14 protein-coding genes are annotated in these 15,496 nt (G+C 67.4%); 6 read left to right on the forward strand and 8 right to left on the reverse strand.

Annotation, left to right across the window (positions count from 1 at the left end; all coding sequences use genetic code 11):
* Nucleotides 1-79 precede the first annotated feature (79 nt).
* On the forward strand, nt 80-2,701 hold the full coding sequence (gene clpB / locus RZE77_RS09055; RefSeq protein WP_319441546.1) for an ATP-dependent chaperone ClpB: 2,622 nt from the start codon (nt 80-82) through the stop codon (nt 2,699-2,701).
* A 9-nt stretch (nt 2,702-2,710) separates the two neighbouring features.
* Complete coding sequence (locus RZE77_RS09060) at nt 2,711-3,049, forward strand: hypothetical protein (protein WP_319441547.1); 339 nt, start codon at nt 2,711-2,713, stop codon at nt 3,047-3,049.
* Nucleotides 3,050-3,064: 15 nt separating this feature from the next.
* Here the strand turns inward: RZE77_RS09060 and RZE77_RS09065 are convergent, their stop codons facing one another.
* The 6 genes from RZE77_RS09065 to RZE77_RS09090 form a co-directional block, all read right to left on the reverse strand.
* Nucleotides 3,065-4,885, reverse strand: a complete 1,821-nt coding sequence (locus RZE77_RS09065) for an AMP-dependent synthetase/ligase (RefSeq protein WP_319441548.1) — start codon at nt 4,883-4,885, stop codon at nt 3,065-3,067.
* Nucleotides 4,882-5,709 carry an ABC transporter ATP-binding protein gene (locus RZE77_RS09070; protein WP_145745896.1) on the reverse strand — a complete coding sequence of 276 codons (828 nt, stop codon included), beginning with the start codon at nt 5,707-5,709 and terminating at the stop codon, nt 4,882-4,884. Before RZE77_RS09070 ends, RZE77_RS09065 begins: the two co-directional genes overlap by 4 nt.
* On the reverse strand, nt 5,709-6,899 hold the full coding sequence (locus RZE77_RS09075; RefSeq protein WP_319441549.1) for an ABC transporter substrate-binding protein: 1,191 nt from the start codon (nt 6,897-6,899) through the stop codon (nt 5,709-5,711). The genes RZE77_RS09070 and RZE77_RS09075 overlap by 1 nt, the downstream gene beginning before the upstream one ends.
* Before the next feature lie 16 nt (nt 6,900-6,915).
* Nucleotides 6,916-7,953, reverse strand: coding sequence for a branched-chain amino acid ABC transporter permease (locus RZE77_RS09080; protein WP_319441550.1), 1,038 nt, complete (start codon nt 7,951-7,953; stop codon nt 6,916-6,918).
* A gap of 336 nt (nt 7,954-8,289) precedes the next feature.
* Entirely contained in the window at nt 8,290-9,168 is an 879-nt protein-coding gene (locus tag RZE77_RS09085) for a branched-chain amino acid ABC transporter permease (RefSeq protein ID WP_021006554.1), read from the reverse strand.
* Entirely contained in the window at nt 9,168-10,028 is an 861-nt protein-coding gene (locus tag RZE77_RS09090) for an ABC transporter ATP-binding protein (protein WP_319441551.1), read from the reverse strand. Before RZE77_RS09090 ends, RZE77_RS09085 begins: the two co-directional genes overlap by 1 nt.
* A gap of 139 nt (nt 10,029-10,167) precedes the next feature.
* Between RZE77_RS09090 and RZE77_RS09095 the strand changes: the two genes are divergently transcribed.
* Genes RZE77_RS09095 through arfB form a run of 3 tightly spaced genes read left to right on the forward strand, consistent with a single transcriptional unit; the run spans nt 10,168 to nt 12,527 of the window.
* On the forward strand, nt 10,168-10,869 hold the full coding sequence (locus RZE77_RS09095) for a TetR/AcrR family transcriptional regulator (protein WP_319441552.1): 702 nt from the start codon (nt 10,168-10,170) through the stop codon (nt 10,867-10,869).
* Nucleotides 10,870-10,918: 49 nt separating this feature from the next.
* A complete protein-coding gene (locus RZE77_RS09100; RefSeq protein WP_319441553.1) occupies nt 10,919-12,103 on the forward strand; it encodes an acetyl-CoA C-acyltransferase family protein in 1,185 nt (394 codons plus the stop codon).
* A 16-nt stretch (nt 12,104-12,119) separates the two neighbouring features.
* Nucleotides 12,120-12,527, forward strand: coding sequence for an alternative ribosome rescue aminoacyl-tRNA hydrolase ArfB (gene arfB, locus RZE77_RS09105; RefSeq protein WP_012746979.1), 408 nt, complete (start codon nt 12,120-12,122; stop codon nt 12,525-12,527).
* Here arfB and RZE77_RS09110 read toward each other — a convergent pair.
* Complete coding sequence (locus tag RZE77_RS09110; RefSeq protein WP_319441554.1) at nt 12,496-13,026, reverse strand: hypothetical protein; 531 nt, start codon at nt 13,024-13,026, stop codon at nt 12,496-12,498. The genes arfB and RZE77_RS09110 overlap by 32 nt on opposite strands.
* A 113-nt stretch (nt 13,027-13,139) precedes the next feature.
* On the opposite strand from RZE77_RS09110, the gene RZE77_RS09115 reads away from it, so the two are divergent.
* Complete coding sequence (locus tag RZE77_RS09115) at nt 13,140-13,709, forward strand: DUF3299 domain-containing protein (protein ID WP_319441555.1); 570 nt, start codon at nt 13,140-13,142, stop codon at nt 13,707-13,709.
* A 5-nt stretch (nt 13,710-13,714) separates the two neighbouring features.
* On the opposite strand, the gene RZE77_RS09120 is transcribed toward RZE77_RS09115, so the two are convergent.
* Nucleotides 13,715-15,457 (reverse strand): SulP family inorganic anion transporter, encoded by a 1,743-nt coding sequence (locus RZE77_RS09120; RefSeq protein WP_319441556.1) that lies wholly within the window; start codon nt 15,455-15,457, stop codon nt 13,715-13,717.
* Nucleotides 15,458-15,496: the final 39 nt, after the last annotated feature.

Here is a 15,496-nt window from a genome sequence, read left to right on the forward strand (position 1 = left end):
AGTGCAATAGCCGTGCCCGAAGCGCCGGACACCTTGAATCGCGCCCGAACAGCCCTATTTTGAGTGCAGGAATACCACCATGCGACAAGACAAACTCACCACCAAATTCCAGGAAGCGCTGAGCGATGCCCAGACGCTGGCGCTCGGCAGCGACAACGCCTACATCGAACCGGCCCACCTGCTGGTCGCCATGCTGCGCCAGGAAGACGGCCCGCGCGCCCTGCTGGAGCGCGCCGGCGTCAACGTGCAGGGGCTCGCGAACGCTGCCGAGGCGGCCATCAAGAAACTGCCGCAGGTGCAGGGCCACGACATCGTGCAGGTCGGCCCCGAGCTCGGCAAGCTGCTGCAGGCCACCGAGAAGGAAGCCATCAAGCGCAACGACCAGTTCATTGCGGGCGAGCTCTTCTTGCTGGCCGTGGCCGACAGCAAGTCCGACATCGGCCGGATCGCCAAGGAGAACGGCCTCAGCCGCAAGTCGCTCGAATCCGCCATCGATGCGGTGCGCGGCGGCCAGGGCGTGAACAGCGCCGATGCCGAAGGCCAGCGCGAAGCCCTCAAGAAATATTGCCTCGACCTCACCGAGCGCGCCCGCCTGGGCAAGCTCGACCCGGTGATCGGCCGCGACGAGGAAATCCGCCGCGCCATCCAGGTGCTGCAGCGCCGCACCAAGAACAACCCCGTGCTCATCGGCGAACCCGGCGTGGGCAAGACCGCCATCGTCGAAGGCCTGGCCCAGCGCATCGTCGCGGGCGAGGTGCCGGAGTCGCTCAAGGGCAAGCGCGTGCTGTCGCTCGACATGGCCGCGCTGCTGGCCGGTGCCAAGTTCCGCGGCGAGTTCGAGGAGCGCCTGAAGACCGTGCTCAACGAGCTTGCCAAGGACGAAGGCCAGACCATCGTCTTCATCGACGAACTGCACACCATGGTGGGCGCCGGCAAGGCCGAGGGCGCGATGGACGCGGGCAACATGCTCAAGCCCGCGCTTGCGCGCGGCGAGCTGCACTGCGTGGGCGCCACCACGCTCGACGAATACCGCAAGTACATCGAGAAGGACGCCGCGCTGGAGCGCCGCTTCCAGAAGATCATCGTGGGCGAGCCCAGCGTGGAGGCCACCATCGCCATCCTGCGCGGCCTGCAGGAAAAGTACGAAGTGCACCATGGCGTGCAGATCACCGACCCGGCCATCGTGGCCGCGGCCGAACTGAGCGACCGCTACATCACCGACCGCTTCCTGCCCGACAAGGCCATCGACCTGATCGACGAGGCCGCGGCCAAGATCAAGATCGAGATGGACTCCAAGCCCGAGGTCATGGACCGTCTCGACCGCCGCCTGATCCAGCTGCAGATCGAGCGCGAGGCGGTGCGCCGCGAAAAGGACGAAGCCTCGCAGAAGCGCTTCGGCCTGATCGAGGACGAGATCGGGCGCCTGCAGAAGGAGATCGCCGACTACGACGAGATCTGGCAGGCCGAGAAGGCGCAGGCGCAGGGCAGCGCGAAGATCCGCGAGGACATCGACAAGATCAAGTTCGAGATCGAGGAGTGGAAGCGCAAGGGCGACTTCAACAAGCTCGCCGAACTCCAATACGGCCAGCTGCCGGCGCTGGAGAAGCGCTTGCGCGAGGCCGAGGAAAGCGAGGCGAGCAAGGGCAAGTCCAGCGCGCCCACGCTGCTGCGCACGCAAGTGGGCTCCGAAGAAATCGCCGAGGTCGTGGCGCGCGCCACCGGCATTCCGGTCGCCAAGCTGATGCAGGGCGAACGCGACAAGCTGCTCGTGATGGAAGACAAGCTGCACGAGCGCGTGGTGGGGCAGGACGAGGCCATCGGCGCGGTCGCCAATGCGATCCGCCGCTCGCGCTCGGGCTTGAGTGACCCGAACCGCCCGACCGGCTCGTTCCTGTTCCTCGGCCCCACGGGCGTGGGCAAGACCGAGCTGTGCAAGGCGCTGGCGGGCTTCATGTTCGACAGCGAAGACCACCTGATCCGCATCGACATGAGCGAGTTCATGGAGAAGCACTCGGTCGCCCGCCTGATCGGCGCGCCGCCGGGCTACGTGGGCTACGAGGAGGGCGGCTACCTGACCGAAGCCGTGCGCCGCAAGCCCTACAGCGTGGTGCTGCTCGACGAGGTCGAGAAGGCCCACCACGACGTGTTCAACGTGCTGCTTCAGGTGCTCGACGATGGCCGCCTCACGGACGGCCAGGGCCGTACCGTGGACTTCAAGAACACCGTGATCGTGATGACCAGCAACATCGGCTCGCCGATCATCCAGTCGATGGTGGGCCGGCCCGCCGAGGAGATCAAGGAAGCGGTGTGGGACGAGCTCAAGAACTACTTCCGCCCCGAGTTCCTGAACCGCATCGACGAGACCGTGGTGTTCCATGCGCTCGACGCGAAGAACATCGAATCGATCGCCGCGATCCAGCTCAAGGTGCTGCAGGCACGGCTAGCGAAGATGGACCTCGGCCTGGAGGTGTCGCCCGCGGCGCTGGCCGAGATTGCCAAGGTCGGCTTCGACCCGGTGTTCGGCGCGCGTCCGCTCAAGCGCGCGATCCAGCAGCGCATCGAGAATCCGCTCTCGAAGCTGCTGCTCGACGGCAGCTTCGGGCCGAAGGACACCATCGAAGTGAATACCGACCCGATCCGGACCCCCGGCCAGTTCTCGTTCACCAAGGCCGGGGAACCATCGGAGGCCGTTGCGGCCTAAAGTCGGATGATGAACTTCATTTTTCGCGTCATTCTTCTGCTCCTGGGGCTGGTCTTCGCGGCCAGCCTGGCGGTCGCCGTCATGTTGCTGGCGGCCGTGTGGGGTGTGCGCTACGCCTGGGGACGGATCACGGGCAAGCCCGTGACGCCCTGGATGGCTTCGATGGGCGGGCGCTTCAACCCGCGTTCGGGCTTCGAGCGTTTTCGCAATGCGGCACAGCCAGCCGAACCTACCGCCGCCGATGTGGCCAATGCGCGTGCGCGCGGCGAATCGGTGCGCAGCCCGCTGTCGCTGCGTCCCGCGGGCGACGTGACCGACGTGCGGGCCCGGCCTGCGCGCGGCGAATAAGCCCGCCAGCGAGGGTCAGGCGCGGTACAGCGCCTCGATCTCTTCGGCGTAGGCCTTGTAGATGCTGGAGCGCCGCACCTTCATGGTTGCGGTGACTTCGCCGTCGTCGTGGTCCAACTCTTTTGTGAGCAGGTGAAAACGCCGGATCTGCGACACCTGCGCGAGCCTGTCGTTGCCGCGTGAAATTTCCGATTCGATCAGCGCGCGCACCCGCGGCTCTTCCACCAGCGAGCGGAAGTGCGTGAACGGAATGCGCTCGGCCTCGGCCCATTTGCCCACCGTTTCGTAATCGATCTGCAGCAGCGCGCCGACGAACTTGCGTCCGTCCGCCACCACGATGCATTCCTTGATGAAGGGGCTGCCCTTCATGGTGTTCTCGATTTCCGAGGGCGTGAGGTTCTTGCCGCCGGCCGTGATCATGATGTCCTTCAGGCGGTCGACGATGCGCAGCTGCCCGTCTTCCTCGCGCACCACGTCGCCCGTGTGCAGCCAGCCGTCGCGGATCGACGACGCGGTGGCCTCGGGGTTCCTGTAGTAGCCCTCGAACACCATCTCGCCGCGCACCAGCAGTTCGCCCGCTTGGCCGATGCGGTGCTCGGTGCCCAGCGTTGGCGCGCCGACCGTGCCGATCCTCACGGCATCGCTGCGGTGGCCGGCGATCATGCCGGTCGATTCGGTGAGGCCGTACACCTCGACCAGCGGCACGCCCAGCGTGCGGAAGAAGCGCACCACGTCGGCCGGAATCGGCGCCGCACCGGTCAGCGCGATGCGCGCGCGCCGCAGGCCGATGAAGTTCTGCAGTGCGCGCAGCACCGTCCAGTAGTGCAGGGCGAAACGGGCGCGCTCGGCCAAGGTCCAATCGCTGCGCGGCTTCTCGGCCAGCGGTGCGCAGGCCGCGAGCGCGCGGCGGAACAGCGCGCGCTGCAGCCGCCCCGCCTCCTGCATCTTGATGCTGATGCCCGCATGCAGCTTCTCCCAGATGCGCGGCACGCCGAGGAACATGGTGGGCGCCACTTCGCGCAGGTCTTCCTGCACGGTGCGGATCGATTCGCCGAAGTTCACCTGCGAGCCCAGGTAGACCGGCACGAAGGCCGTGAGCATCTGCTCGGCCACATGGCACAGCGGCAGGTACGAGAGGTGCGTGGTGTCGGCGTCGAGCGCCAGCCGCTCGACGATGCCGGGCACCACGCCGCGGATGTTTCGGTACGAGATCATCGCGCCCTTGGGCTTGCCGGTGGAGCCCGAGGTGTAGATCATCAGGCCGACATCGGCGAGCGTCTGGCGTGCCAGCGCGGCGTCGATCAGCGCGTCGCCCTCGCGCGCGTGCACCTCGGCGCCGGCCTGTTCCACCTCGGCAAAGGTCGCGATGAGCGCGCGCACTTCGGGCGGATAGCTCGCGAGGCCCTTGGTCTCGATCACGACGATCTTGCGCAGGCGCGGCAGTTGGCCGATGGCGTCGAGCACCTTGTCGGTCTGTTCCTGGTCCTCGCAGACGATCACCTCGATGTCCGCATGGCCGACCACATAGGCCACCTCGTTGCTCGGGCTGGTCGGGTAGACGCCGACGGTCACGGCGCCGATCAGGCCGGCACCCATCTGCGCGAGCAGCCACTCGACTCGGTTCTCGGAGATCACCCCAAGGTGCCCGCCGGGCGCCAGGCCCATCGCATGCAGGCCGAGGCCGAAGCGGGATGCGCGACGCAGGTAGCCGGCCCAGTCCAGCGGATGCCAGATGCCGAAGTCCTTCTGGCGGATCGCGATGCGCTGGGGCCGCAAGCGCGCCTGCTCGCGCAGCATCTGCGGCAATGTCAGCGAGGGAAGCGCGGCATCGGTCATGAGAGCCAGCGCTTGCGGCGCTTGTAGTGCTTGAGCGCGCGGAAGCTGCGCGACTCGCCGCTGCCGCCCACGCCCAGGTAGAACTCGCGCACGTCGGGGTCCGCCGCGAGCCGCTCGGCGCTGCCGTCGATCACCACCTTGCCGCTTTCCATGATGTAGCCCGTGTGGGCAATGGCCAGTGCCACGCTCGCGTTCTGCTCCACCAGCAGCATCGAGGTGCCGCGCTCGGCATTGATGCGCGCGATGATCGTGAAGATGTCTTCCACCAGCCTGGGCGAGAGGCCCAGGGAGGGCTCGTCGAGCAGGATCAGCTTGGGCTGCGCCACCAGCGCGCGGCCGATCGCCAGCATCTGCTGCTCGCCGCCCGAAAGATAGCCTGCGAGGCCCTTGCGGCGTTCGTGCAGGCGTGGGAAGTACGCGTAGACGTCGTCGAAATTGCGCGGCGGCGCGGGGCCGTCGCGTCCCGTCAGTGCATAGGTCGCGGCGATCAGGTTCTCCTCGACCGTCAGGTCCTCGAACACGCGCCGGCCTTCCATCACATGGCTGAGGCCGCGCCGCACGAGTTGCTGCGGCGCCAGCTGTGCGGTCGGCGCGCCGTCGAACACGATGCGGCCCGCCTCCACCTCGCCGTCTTCCAGCGCGAGCAGGCCCGACACTGCCTTCAGCGTGGTCGACTTGCCCGCGCCGTTGCTGCCGAGCAGCGCCACGATCTGCCCGCGCGGCACGGCCAGCGACAGGCCGCGCAGCACCTGCACGACCTTGTTGTAGACCACCTCGAGGTTGTTGACCTCCAACACGAGGTCGGGTGCCGCGCGCGCGTCCATCAGTTCAGCGAGATCCAGTCCGACGCCGGCACCATCTTCTGCGCCTTCATGTCGGCCTTGTAGACGCGGCCCACGGGAATCGAGTTGCCCTTGACGGTGATCGGCATGCCGATGAGCCCGCCGGTGTCGAAGTCCTTGATGGTGTTGAGCGAGGCCTTCAGGTTCTTGCCGTCCAGCGGCTTGCCCGCATCCAGCGTGCGCTTGGCCGCTTCGGTGAACAGCATCGCCGTGAGAAAGCCCTGCGTGTAGGCCGTGCTCTGGTACTCGGGGCGCAGCGCGCGGATCTTGTCGAGCATCGGCGCCTTGGCCGAGGTGTCGTAGTAGTAGCGGTAGGGCATCACGCCCATGAAGCCGTCGGCGCCTTCGCCCATCTTCATGACGGTGGAGCTGTCCATGGTCCAGAAGGTGCCCATCCACTTGCTGGTCATGCCCATCTGCTTGCCCTGCTGCACGAACTCCGGAATGGGCGCGAGGATGTAGCCGTGGAAGATGGTGTAGTCGGGTGCGGCGCGGCGCAGCTTGATGACTTCGGTCGACACGTCGACGCTGCCCGGCGGCGTCATGAGCTTGACCGGCACCGTGAGGCCCAGCTTCTTGGCGGCGGCTTCGCTGGCTTCGATCGGGTCGCGGCCGAATTCGGAATCGGAATACACGAAGGCCACCTTCGCGCCCGGCTTTTCCTTGGCGATGTGGCGCAGCAGGATGCCGATCTGCTCGGTGTAGTCGGGGCCGACCAGGAACTGGTTCGGGTACTTGGCCGAGTCGTTGAGTTCGGTGGCAAACGAAGCGCCGGCCATCAGGATCTGCCCGTTGCGTTCGAGCTCGGGGTTGATGGTCTTGGAGAAGCCGGTCGAGTCGCCGTAGTAGAGGTTGACCTTGTTCTGGCTCGTGATCTTCTTGAAGGCCGCCACCGACACATCGACCTTGTAGCCCGTGTCTTCCGGCACGTAGCGCAGCTTGCGCCCCTTGATGCCGCCCGCGTCGTTGACGATCTTCACGTAGTCGGCAATGCCGGCGTTGATGCCGACGCCTGCGAAGGCGAACACGCCGGTCATCGGAATGGAGCCGCCGATGACGATGTCCTCGTTGCCTTGCGCGTTCGCGAACGGCGCGGCGGCGGTGATTGCAAGGCCGGCCGCGATCAGCAGCGCACGGCGGTGTTGGGAAAGCTTCGGTGTCTTGTCGGGCATGCTTGTCTCCTGCGGTCTAGTTACGAAACGGCCATAGATGGAAGAAGCGGCGGATGCGCCGCCACACTTCTGCGAGCCCGTGCGGCTCGAACACCAGAAATCCGACGATCAGCAGCCCGAACACGACGGTGCGCACGGGCGACAGGAATACGGTCATCTCGACGCCGCCCGGCAGCAGGTCGACCACCAGCTTGAGCAGCTCGGGCACCATGGTCATGAACACCGCGCCGAAGATGCCGCCGAGGATCGTGCCCATGCCGCCGACGATGATCGCGGCCAGGAAGAAGATCGACATCAGGAGCGGAAAGCTCTCCGGCGTGACCACGCGGAAGAAGTAGGCCCAGAGGCCGCCCGCGACGCCCGCGTAGAACGATGAGAGGCCGAATGAGAGCAGCTTGTAGCGCAGGAGCGGAATGCCCAGCACCTCGGCCGAGATGTCGCGGTCGCGGATCGCGATGAAGGCGCGGCCCACGCGCGTGCGAAACAGGTTGGCCGCGCCTAGCACCATGAGCAGCATGACGGGCACGATCACCCAGTAGAGGCGGAACGAGGTATCGAGCGGCAGCCCGAAGAACTGCGCCGGCGGCAGCGAGAGGCCCGAGGTGCCGCCCGTGAGCTTCAGGTTGGCGAACAGGAAGTGCGCGATGAACGACGCCGCGATGGTGGCAATGGCGAGGTACAGGCCCTTCACGCGCAGCGAGGGAATGCCGACGATCAGCCCGCCGAGCATGGCGACGATGCCGCCCGCGGCGATATTGAACAGGAAGGGCGTTCCGAGCCGCGTCTGCATGATGGCGACGGTGTATGCGCCCAGTCCCATGAAGGCTGCTTGTCCGAGGCTCACCAGACCCGTGTAGCCGGTGAGGATGTTGAGGCCCGTCGCACTCGCCACGTTGATGGCGACCAGGCACGCCAGGTAGAGCCAGTAGTCGCTGGCCATGAATGGGAACAACACCAGCAGCGCGGCGCCGATCGCGAGCCATACCTTCTGGGTGCGCGAGTCGAACAGCGCTGCGTCGGCTGTGTAGCTTTGCTTGAGGGTGCCTATGCGCATCGGTTTTCCCTCTGCTTGCGTTTTTTGCGCTGCTGTTCGGGGCGCTGTTGTTCAGGGCGCGTGCACAGGCCACCGGGTACTCCCCTCCGCGAATGTCCCCCGCCTTCGGCTCCTCCTTTATTTCGCTGCGGGGAGCACCCGATGCCCTGTGCACGATGAGCGCGGTCGTTGTGCTGGCCAATCAACGACCGCTCTGTCCAACGCTCCCGTCGATGGGGTGCCTTGCGCAGCGAAATAAAGGAGGAGGCCGCAGGCCGGGGGACATTCGCGGAGCAAGGTACCCCGTCGGCGGGAGCGCGCCCTGAATCAACAACGTGCATCGAAGAGACCTTCATCTCAAAGCCTCTCGATCTCATGCGTGCCGAACAACCCGTAGGGCCGCACCATCAGCACGAGCACCAGCACGATGAAGGTCGCAAGCAGCTTGTATTCGCCGCCGAGATACGACCCGGCCAGCGCCTCGACCAGCCCGATGAAGAGGCCGCCGACCAGCGCACCCAGCACGCTGTCGAGCCCGCCGACGATCACCACCACCAGTACCGACAGCCCGAACACCCCCATCGACGACGAGATGCCGCCGATGGCGCCGACGATGATGCCGGCCACCGCCGCGATCATGGCCGAGGCCACCCAGGCGAGAGAGAACACGCGCGGTACGTTGATGCCCATCGAATAGGCCGCCGCCTGGTCGGACGCGGTGGCCCGAAGCGCCACGCCGCCGCGCCAGAAGCGGAACAGCAGCAGCACCATGCCGATCAGCACCACGGCAATCAGCGCGCCGTAGGCGATCTTGGGTGCGAGGAACGCGTCGCCGATCATCACCGGCGCGTTGGGCAGGAATTCGGGCAGCCGGCGCTGGTCGGCGGTCCAGATGATCTCGACCAGCCCGACGAGGATCGACGCAAGGCCGACCGTCACCATGAACACCGAGATCGGCGGCTCGCCCAGCAATGGCCGGATCATCGTGCGTTCGATCACCGCGCCCAGCAGGCCGGTGCCGATCACCGAGCCGAGCACCGCGAGCCAGATCGGCAGCGAGAAGCTCGCGGCAAAGGTGAAGAACAGGTACGCGCCGACCATCAGCATCTCGCCGATGGCGATGTTGACCACGCGCGTGGCCTTGTAGACCAGCACGAAGGCCAGCGCCGCCAATGCATAGAGCCCGCCGCCGGCAATGCCGGTGAGCGCGATCTCGAACAGGTAGGCCCAATCCATCAGGCCGCTCCCACCGTGGATTCGCCGCGCAGCCGCCGCCGCAGTTCGCCGACGTCGCCCGCGCCGAGGTAGGCGCGGATCACCTCGGGGTCGGCCTGCACCTGCGCCGGCGTGCCCTGCGCGATCACCTGGCCGAAGTTGAGCACCACGACGTGGTCCGACAGGTCCATCACCATGCCCATGTCGTGCTCCACCATCAGCACCGTGATGCCCCATTCGCGCCGCACGTCGAGAATGAAGCGCGCCATGTCCTCGGTCTCCTCGCGGTTCATGCCGGCCACGGGTTCGTCGAGCATCAGCACCTTGGGCTGCATGGCCAGCGCGCGCGCCATTTCCACGCGTTTCTGCAGGCCGTAGGGCAGGGCGGCCACCGAGGCGTGGCGGATGTGGTCGATCTCGAGGAAATCGATGATGCGTTCCTCCACGTCGCGCCGCAGTTCGGCTTCTTCGCGGCGCGCACGGCCCAGGTAGAACAGCGCGTCGAACACGTTGGTCTTCAGGTGCGTGTGGCGGCCGAGCTTGATGTTGTCGAGCACCGTCATGCCGCGGAACAGCGCGATGTTCTGGAAGCTGCGCGCCAGGCCCAGCGCGGCGCGCTTCGGCGCGGGCAGGCGCGTGATGTCCTCGCCCTCGAACAGCACGCGGCCCTGCGCGGGCTTGTAGAAGCCCGAGATCGTGTTGAACAGCGATGTCTTGCCCGCGCCGTTGGGGCCGATCACCGCGGTGATCGAGCCGGGCGCCACGCCGAAACCCACGTTCGTCAGCGCCTTGACGCCGCCGAACGCGAGCGTCAGCGCATCCACCTGCAGCACGGATGCGGCAGGGGCGGAGAGGTCGTCCCGTGGAGGATCGTCAGGCATGGCTAGGAGGGAGGTGCTGGCGTCAGGGTTTGTGTCCAGGGCCAGAAAAGCTACTGGCCCGTAAAATTCCTACTGACGGGTAATATCAGGGTTTGCCGCAGGCCGCGGCATCAGGACTTTCCCCGCCCGCACAAACCCCATGGCCCGTCCCGCCCCCATCGCATCCTCTCCCTCCGCGTCCCCTGCAGCGCTTTCACCCTGGGTACCCGCCGGCAAGCGCGCGCAGCAGCGCGAGGTCAAGCGCAACGCCGTGCTGCAGACGGCGGCGCAGCTGTTCAACGAGCGCGGCTTCCATGCGACCTCGCTCGACGACATCGCCGAGCGGCTCAATGTCAGCAAGCCCACGCTCTACTACTACGTCGAGAGCAAGGACCAGATCCTGCTCGAGTGCGTGAAGGCCGCGCTCGACCTGATGCAGGCCGGCATCGGCGAGGTGCGTGCCGCGGGCGGCAGCGCCATCGACCAGCTCAAGGCCTGCATGCGCATCTATTCGGGCGTGGTCACGCAGGACTTCGGCATGTGCGTGATCCGCATCGGCGAAGACCCGCTGCCCGCTCCGCTCAGGAAGGAACTGCGCCGCCTCAAGGCCGGCATCGACGGGCAGTTCCGCCGGCTCATCGAGGATGGCGTGGCCGAAGGCTCGATCGCGCCCTGCGATCCCAAGATGGCCGCCTTCATGCTGGCCGGCGCGCTGAGCTGGATCGGGCGCTGGTACCGACCCGATGGCGAGCTGACGCCCGACCAGATTGCCGACCAGGGCATCGAACTGCTGTTGAATGGCGTACTGAACCGCCCGGCCACGCCGCGCCGCAAGCCCGCGGCGACGAAGACAAGGCGATGACAGGCCGCTAGGCCGCTGAACTGATTTTTCAATCCAGGAGAACCACACCATGACAACACGCGACATCTTCGTGGTCGGCACCGCCCGCACCGCCATCGGCACCTTCGGCGGCGCGCTGAAGGACGTGCCCAACACGCAACTGGCCACCACCGCCGTCAAGGCCGCCATCGCGCGCAGCGGCGTGGCGGCCGATGCCATCGGCCATGTGGTGATGGGCAACGTGATTCCCACCGACGTGAAGGACGCGTACCTGAGCCGCGTGGCCGCCATCGATGCGGGCTGCCCGATCGAGACGCCGGCCTTCAACGTCAACCGCCTGTGCGGCTCCGGCCTGCAGGCCATCGTGTCGGCAGCGCAGGCCATTGCGCTGGGCGACTGCGATATCGCCATCGGCGGCGGGTCGGAATCGATGAGCCGCGGCCCCTACTTCGACACCTCGGCGCGCTACGGCGCACGCATGGGCGACGCGGTGCTGGTCGACTACATGCTCGGCATCCTGCACGACCCGTGGGAGAAGATCCACATGGGCATCACGGCCGAGAACGTGGCCGCGCGCTACGGCATCACGCGCGAGCAGATGGACGAACTGGCCGCGACCAGCCAGCAGCGCGCGGCGGCGGCCATTGCGGCGGGCCGCTTCAAGGAGCAGATCGTTCCGGTCGAGGTGAAGACGCGCAAGGGCGTCGTGCTGTTCGACACCGACGAGCATGTGCGCGCCGACACCACCGTGGAAACGCTCTCGAAGATGAAGCCCGCCTTCAAGAAGGACGGCCTCGTGACTGCCGGCAATGCCTCGGGCATCAACGACGGCGCGGCCGCCGTGGTGCTGGCCAGCGGCGAGAGCGTCAAGGCGCGGGGCCTGAAGCCGCTGGCGCGCCTGGTCGGCTACGCGCACGCCGGCGTGGAGCCTGCGTACATGGGCATCGGCCCGGTGCCGGCCACGCGCAAGGTGCTGGAGCGCACTGGGCTGAAGGTCGCCGACTTCGACGTGATCGAATCGAACGAGGCCTTTGCAGCACAGGCCTGCGCGGTCATCAAGGAGCTGGGCTTCGATCCGGCCAAGGTCAATCCGAGCGGCTCGGGCATTTCGCTGGGCCACCCCGTGGGCGCGACCGGCGCGATCATCACCACGAAGGCGATTGCCGAACTGCACCGCACGGGCGGGCGCTATGCGCTGGTCACGATGTGCATCGGCGGCGGGCAGGGCATCGCGGCCGTGTTCGAACGCGTTTGAAGGCACACTTGCGGGCATGCTCCGCCCACCCATCCTGATCGACCCCGACGAGGTCGAGTTCAGCGCCATCCGTGCGCAGGGCGCGGGCGGCCAGAACGTCAACAAGGTGTCGAGCGCGGTGCACCTGCGCTACGACATCCACGCGAGCTCGCTGCCTGCCGACGTGAAGGAACGGATGCTCGCGCTGCGCGACAGCCGCATCACGCAGGAGGGCGTCTTCGTGCTGAAGGCGCAGCAGCACCGCACGCAGGAAATGAACCGCGCCGACGCGCTCGCGCGCCTGCAGGAGGTGGTCGACAGCGTGGCCACGCCGCCGCGCGTGCGGCGCGCCACCAAGCCCACCTACGGTTCGAAGCAGCGCCGGCTCGAAGGCAAGAGCCAGCGCTCGCAGATCAAGAACCTGCGCGGACCGGTGCGGGACTGACCGGCCTGCCGCCGCGCAGCCGCTTGATCTGCAGCGTCACGCCGACCAGGTACAGCACGCCGAGCACCGCGGTGATCGCCTTGAGTTCGGGCGCATCGGCATTGGGCAGCAGGGGCGCGCCCAGCGGCAGGCGGGTCAGGGTTTCGGTGAAGGCCGGAATCCAGTGGAACAGGAAGCTGGCCGAGAAGGCTGCGGCTTCGACGTAGCGCGAGGCCTGGCCGAAGAAGGCGCCGCGCCCGGCGGCTGCACCCACGGCCAGCGCCACGAGCGTCAGGATGCCCAGTGCATGCGGCTTGCCGAAGCCGCCGTGCTGGAAGATGCCGAAGCCGGTCAGGCAGGTCAGCACGGTGGTCCACACGAAGACCTGGCCCCAGCCGGTGCGCAGCGTGATTTCCCGGTAGCGGAACAGGGCGACCAGCCCCGCGATCACGGCGATCAGGCTGATCGCGGTGTGGACAATGCCAAGGGACGTGAGTCCCAGCCATCCTGTTGCAGCCATGCGGATCTCCTCGGAGTCGTGGTGGCGCGATTCTGGCCGGGCACGGGCAATTTGTCTCCATTGTTAAGGCCCCGCTAAGCTGGCGGACGAGCACCGCAAGCACAATAGGCGCCATGAGAGCCTTCTTTCGCCGCGCCTTGCCGGCCTTCCTGCTGGCGCTGGGTGCCGTTGCCCTGGCGGGCTGCGGGCCGGCTGCGGGCACCGGCGGGGTGCCCGCGGGTGCCGTGCAGGAGCTCAAGTGGGAAGAGCTCGTTCCCAAGGACTGGGATCCCACCAGGCGCTACCGCAACCTGAGCCTGGAGTCGCTGCGCGACAACGACCCGCGCGCAATCCAGATGCTCGACGAGATGCGCGCCGTCTGGGACAACGCGCCGGTCAACGTGGCGCTCGATGGCACGGCCGCGCGGCTGTCGGGCTTCGTCGTCCCGCTGGACAACACGCAGGCCGGCATCCGCGAGTTCCTGCTGGTGCCTTATTTCGGCGCCTGCATCCACACGCCGCCGCCGCCGGCCAACCAGATCGTGCACGTGGTTGCGGCCGATACCGTGAAGGGCCTGCATGCGATGGACACCGTGCGCGTGAGCGGCCTGCTGAAGGCGGCGCGCTATTCCTCGGTGGACATGGGTGTGAGCGGCTACGAGATCAAGTCGGCCTCGGTGGAGCCTTTCGTCGCGGCGCGCTGACATGTTCAGCTGCCGTCGTCGCCCTCCGGCACCGGCAGCGGCGGAACTTCGGTCTGCTGCTGCGTCAGCGCCGCCAGCGCCTCGCCGTCGGTGCGGTAGCTGAACAGCATCGGCCCCGGTGCGAGCAGGCCGGCGCGCTCCAGCACCTGCATGGCCGGCAGCTTCAGGCCGCTCAGGTGCAGGCGCACGCCCTTGGCTTCCATCATCCGGCGGATCGAGCCGAACACTTCGGCGCCGGTGATGTCGATGCGGTTGATGGGTTGCGCAAAGAGGCACACGTCGGTGAGTTCGGGGCGCTCGGCCAGTGCGGTCGTGAGCGCGCGTTCGAGCGTGGAGGCCGAGGCGAAGTCGAGCTCGGCATCCATGCGCAGCGCATAGAGCTGCGGCGCCAGCGGCGGGAGCTTCCAGAGCTTGCGGTCGCGCAGGCTGCCGTCGGGATGCAGGCCCACCTCGATGATGCGCGGATGCAGATGGCGGTACATGTAGTGCGCCAGGCTCGCGAGCAGGCCGCCCAGCACGCCCCAGTAGATGCTCGGCGCCGTGGCAATGGTCAGCACGAAGGTGCCGAACGAAATGCCCGCCTCGATGCGCGACACGCGCCAGAGCGCGACGAAGCTCGCCGGCTTGACCAGCCCCAGGATGGCCGTGACCACCACCGCCGCCAGCACCGCCTGCGGCACGTGATAGAGCAGCGGCATCAGCCAGAGCAGCGCCCCGGCCACCACCGCCACGCTGAAAAGCGTGGCCCAGCCGGTCTGGGCGCCCGCATACAGCGTGATGGCCGAGCGCGAGAACGACGAGCTGGTGGGAAAGGCGCCCGTGAAGCCTGAGGCCAGCTTGGCCAGGCCCTGGCCGATCAGGTCCTGGTTCTCGTTCCAGAGCGTGCCGGCGCGCGCGTTGTCGACCTTGGCGCTCGACGCGGTTTCGAGAAAGCTCACGAGCGTGATCATCAGCGCGGGCAGCACCAGCGCGCTGAACGTGTTCAGCGGCAGCAGGCCTGGCCAGTAGAAAGAAGGCAGGCCCGAAGGCAGGCTGCCCACCACCGCCCCGCCGCGCAAGGCGTAGTTGATGCTCCAGCTGATGGCTGCGGCGCCCGCCACCAGCGCCATGGTGGTGGGGAAGCGCGGCGCGAGCCGCTTGCCGAGCCACAGCACGGCGATGCTGCCGAGCCCGAAGGCGATGGCGACCAGGTCGGGCGGCGGCCCGCCCTGCAGCACCTGGGGAAGGGTGCGCCCCGTGAAGCCGAGCAGCGCCGGCAGCTGCGAAATGGCGATCAGCACCGCCGCGCCCTGCGTGAAGCCGATCAGCACCGGCGAGTTGACCAGCCGCAGCAGCCAGCCGAAGCGCCCGATGCCCAGCACGATCTGGATCGCGCCCGACATCAGCGTGAGCCACACCGCCATTTCCACCCAATCGGCGCTGCCGGGCACCGCCAGCGGTGCGAGCGATGCGCCCACCAGCAGGCTGGTGAGCGCCGTGGGCCCGACCGACAGCCGCTGCGACGAACTGAAGATCACCGCGATGAGCGCCGGAAACAGCGCCGCATACACGCCGGTGACCAGCGGCATGCCCGCCAGCGCCGCATAGGCCACGCCCTGCGGAAGCACCATCAGCGCCACCGTGATGCCGGCAATTGCCTCGTTGCGCAGCAGCGCCGCGGAAGGACGGGGCCAGGCCAGGCAGGGAACCCAGCGCGCGATGCGCTGGCGCAGGGAAGAAGAGGAGGAGGGGGTGGCTGCCGGATTCATGGATGGTGGGTGGCTTGCTGACGATTGTCCTGCGCCACC

Source organism: Variovorax sp. SPNA7 (assembly GCF_033807855.1).
Taxonomy (GTDB): Bacteria; Pseudomonadota; Gammaproteobacteria; order Burkholderiales; family Burkholderiaceae_C; genus Variovorax; species Variovorax beijingensis.